Genomic DNA, 3430 nt, shown 5'->3' with positions numbered 1-3430 from the left:
TTGCAAAGGCATTCCCCCATGTCCCAAACCACCTCCGACACCCTCACCATCGCCGGGCGCAGCCTGGGTTCGCGGCTGTTCCTCGGCACCGCCGGCTATCCGAACCAGCAGGTGATGCTCGACGCGCTGGCGGCCAGCGGCAGCGAGCTGGTCACGCTGGCGATCCGGCGCATCAGCCTGGACGGCTATTCGGAAAGCCTCGTCGATGTGCTGGCCCGCGCCACCGCCCACCGGCCGGCCGGCCCGGTCGGGCTGCTGCCCAACACCGCCGGCTGCATGACCGCCAAGGAAGCCGTGCTGACCGCCCAGCTGTCGCGTGAGGCGCTGGACACCCCCTGGATCAAGCTGGAGGTCATCGGCGACCGCGAGTTGCTCTATCCCGATGTGGAGGAGCTGCTGCGCGCGACGGAGGAGCTGGTGAATGACGGCTTCGTCGTGCTGCCCTATTGCAACGACGATCCGGTGACCTGCCGCAAACTGGCCGATCTCGGGGCGGCGGCGGTGATGCCGCTGGGCGCCTTCATCGGCTCGGGCATGGGCATCCGCAACCCGCACGCCATCGAGACGATCTGCGCCCGCAGCCCGGTGCCGGTGGTGCTGGACGCCGGCATCGGCACCGCGTCCGACGCGGCGCTGGCGATGGAGCTTGGCTGCGCCGCCGTGTTGCTGAACACCGCGGTGTCGAAGGCGCGCGACCCGGTGCGGATGGCGGCGGCGATGCGCGACGCGGTCAGTGCCGGCCGCGCCGCCCATCTGGCCGGCCGCATGCCGATGCGCGCCCATGCCGAACCGTCCAGCCCGCAGATGGGCCTGATCGGCAGCTGATGAGCGCACCGTTGCGGGCAAGGCGGCGCGCACTCCAATCGGCCGCTTGATCCGGCGGGGCGGCTGACGCAGGCTGTGGCGCACAATCGCCCTTGGCGCCCCTCTGCTGGAGATCCCTGCCGTGCCCGCCACCTTCGAACCCCGCACCGCCGACTGGAAGGCGCGCTGCCTTGCGTCCTTCGAACAGCAGCCGATCTGCAGGACGCTCGGCATCGAACTGGCGGCGATGGAGCCGGGCTTCTGCGAGATGCGCTTGGCCTTCCGCGCCGACCTGACGCAGCAGCACGGCTTCTTCCATGCCGGCATGGTCAGCACGTTGGCCGACAATGCAGGCGGCTATGCCGCGCTGAGCCTGATGCCCGCCGGGGCGGAGGTGCTGGCGGTGGAGTTCAAGATCAACCTGATGTCCCCGGCCAAGGGCGAGGTGATGATCGCCCGCGCCCGCGTGGTGAAGCCGGGCCGCACCCTGGTCATCACACAGGTCGAGGTGTCGATGCTGGACGGCGGGGTCGAGAAGGACTGCGCCCTGATGCAGCAGACTGCCTTCTGCGTGATGCCGAAATGACGTTTCAACCGGTTCGAAAGGGCTTTTCCATGCTGTCTGCCCGTCTTCTGTCCCACCGTCTTCTGTCCCATCGTCTGCTTTCCGCCGCTGTCCTGCTGGCCGGCGGCATCGCCGCGCTGGCGGCCACCCCGGCCGAGGCCAAGGACCCGCCGTCCTGCGCCGCCATCTCCTTCCGCTCGCTGCCCAGCGGCGCGCCGGACGGCGAACAGGATGCCGGCCTCTACAAGTCGCGCTTCGGCAAGATCGAGGTGAAGGCCGACGTCAAGGGCGGGCAGGCCACCAATTATTACATGGTGCTGAATGGCAAGAAGGTGGACGGTCCGGCCAACCCGCCGAAGATGTCGGACGCCTGCCTGAAGTCCAAGCATGTCAAGCTGCCCTTCGCCAAGCAGACCCAGGGCATCTGCACCGGCAGCCGCTTCCGCGTCGTCGTCGACCGCTCCAGCGGCAAGCCGGTCGCCGCCTTCTTCGGCCTGCAGGGCGAGGATTGGGCCTATTGCAGCGCGGCGACGCTGTAAGGCCGGACCGCGAAGGGGGGCGGAACGCCGCCCCCCTCCTCCTTCAGATCGTCATCGCCTTCACCCGCTCGCGCAACGTCTGCCGCGCAGTCTCGGCCTCCGTGCGGGCGGCGGTCAGGTCGCGGGCCAGACCGTCCAGGCGGGTCTCCGCCTCCGCCATCTTCGCCAGCGTGCGCTTGTGCAGGTCGCTGCCGGCCGGCAGCGCCTTCAGGTTTTCGCGCAGGCGGTCCTGGTCGGCGATGCGCTCCGTCCGCTCGCGCTCCAGGTCGGCGATGCGGCGCTCCTTCTCGGCGACGGTTGCGCGCAGGCCGGCCAGCGCGGTCAGCGCCTGACGCACCTCCGGCGGCAGCTCGGGAGCGGAGGCGCGGGCGGCGATCTGGTCGGCGCTCAGGTCGGTCAGGACGATCCGCTCCTGCCGCGGCCGTTCCAGCGTGGCGGTCAGCGTCACCGTCTTGCCGGCCGGAACCGCCAGCGGCAGGCGGTAGGCGCCCGCGGTCGCCTCGGTCTTGCCATCCGCCGGCTCGGCGAGGTCCCAGCCCGCGCGTCGCGGATGCTCGATCACCACGCTGCGGTCCCCGTCCGGAGCGCCGGCCACCGTGTAGGTTGTGCTCTGACGGTCGGTGACCGACAGGGTCAGCACGCCATCGGCCAGGGTGGCGCGGGACAGCCGGCGGCTCGGCTTTTCCTCGCGATCGATGGTCACCGCCTGATCGACCGCGAAGGACAGCAGCCGGCTGTCGCCCGCCGGCAGGGTCGCCATCCGCGCGTCGCCGACATAAGCGCTGCTGGACGCGGTCCGGTCATAGAAGGTCAGCAGCCCCGGCGGCAGGGCGGTGTCGCCGTCGTTGCGCAGCCGCAGCGATGCCAGCGGATGGCGGGCGTCGGTCGCCGGCTGATAGAGCGCCACCCGCTCCACCGGCAGGCTGCGCGCGGCGATCGGCAGCATCAGCGTCCCGCCATTCGGAACGCTGACCGGCTGCGGGTAATGGAACAGCACCTGGGCCCCTTCCGCCGCGCCCGCATCGGCACCGCGCACCGTTGCCATCGCCGGGGTTCCGGCGGCGGTGCCGTAAGGGGCGGCCTTGGCAAGCGGCTCGCCCATCGGTGCGGGGGCCGCCATTGGCGGCGGGGGGGCGGCCATCGCCGCGGCGGGCGGCACCGCGGCGCGGGAGGACTCCGCCTGCGGCCGCATCGCTGCACGGGTGTCGTTCAGCGTCACCGCGCCCTCGTCGGCGCTGGGCAGCACCCGGCCGAGCACCTCCACCGGCACCTCCGGCCGTTCGACGAAGTAGGGGGTGTAGAGCGCCTGGCGCAGGGTGACCGGATTGCCCGACACCACAGTCAGATCGACGCCCTTCCAATCCTCGCCGCTGAGATTCTCCAGCACCGCCCAGCCCTGCAGGGCGCCGCTGCCCTTTTCCGCGTGACCGTTCCCAAGGCTGAGCCGGTAGGTCGCCTTCCACAGCGGCATCTCCCCGACATAGCCGACCCGGACCCGCCGCTCGCCGGCCCGACGTCCATC

At 71.1% G+C, this 3430-nt stretch carries 4 protein-coding genes; 3 read left to right on the top strand and 1 reads right to left on the bottom strand.

Going from position 1 to position 3430, the window contains the following annotated elements; genetic code table 11:
* The 3 genes from I71_RS18245 (at position 1) to I71_RS18235 (ending at position 1908) form a co-directional block, all read left to right on the top strand.
* A complete protein-coding gene (locus tag I71_RS18245; RefSeq protein WP_280109893.1) occupies positions 1 to 825 on the top strand; it encodes a thiazole synthase in 825 nt (274 codons plus the stop codon).
* A 121-nt stretch (positions 826 to 946) separates the two neighbouring features.
* On the top strand, positions 947 to 1390 hold the full coding sequence (locus tag I71_RS18240; protein WP_042696265.1) for a PaaI family thioesterase: 444 nt from the start codon (positions 947 to 949) through the stop codon (positions 1388 to 1390).
* Positions 1391 to 1419: 29 nt separating this feature from the next.
* Positions 1420 to 1908, top strand: a complete 489-nt coding sequence (locus I71_RS18235) for a hypothetical protein (protein WP_042696264.1) — start codon at positions 1420 to 1422, stop codon at positions 1906 to 1908.
* 43 nt (positions 1909 to 1951) lie between these two features.
* Here the strand turns inward: I71_RS18235 and I71_RS18230 are convergent.
* Positions 1952 to 3430, bottom strand: a 1479-nt coding sequence (locus I71_RS18230; protein WP_042696263.1) for a DUF4139 domain-containing protein, incomplete at its 5' end; no start/stop codon positions are given.

It is taken from the genome of Azospirillum sp. B506 (assembly GCF_000333595.1).
GTDB lineage: Bacteria > Pseudomonadota > Alphaproteobacteria > Azospirillales > Azospirillaceae > Azospirillum.
This window is presented reverse-complemented; position numbering and strand designations above follow the sequence as displayed.

What these genes read in the sequence shown, in the direction of transcription:
- I71_RS18235 (WP_042696264.1), top strand. Translation starts at nt 1,420, where the DNA reads ATGCTGTCTGCCCGTCTTCTGTCCCACCGTCTTCTGTCCCATCGTCTG.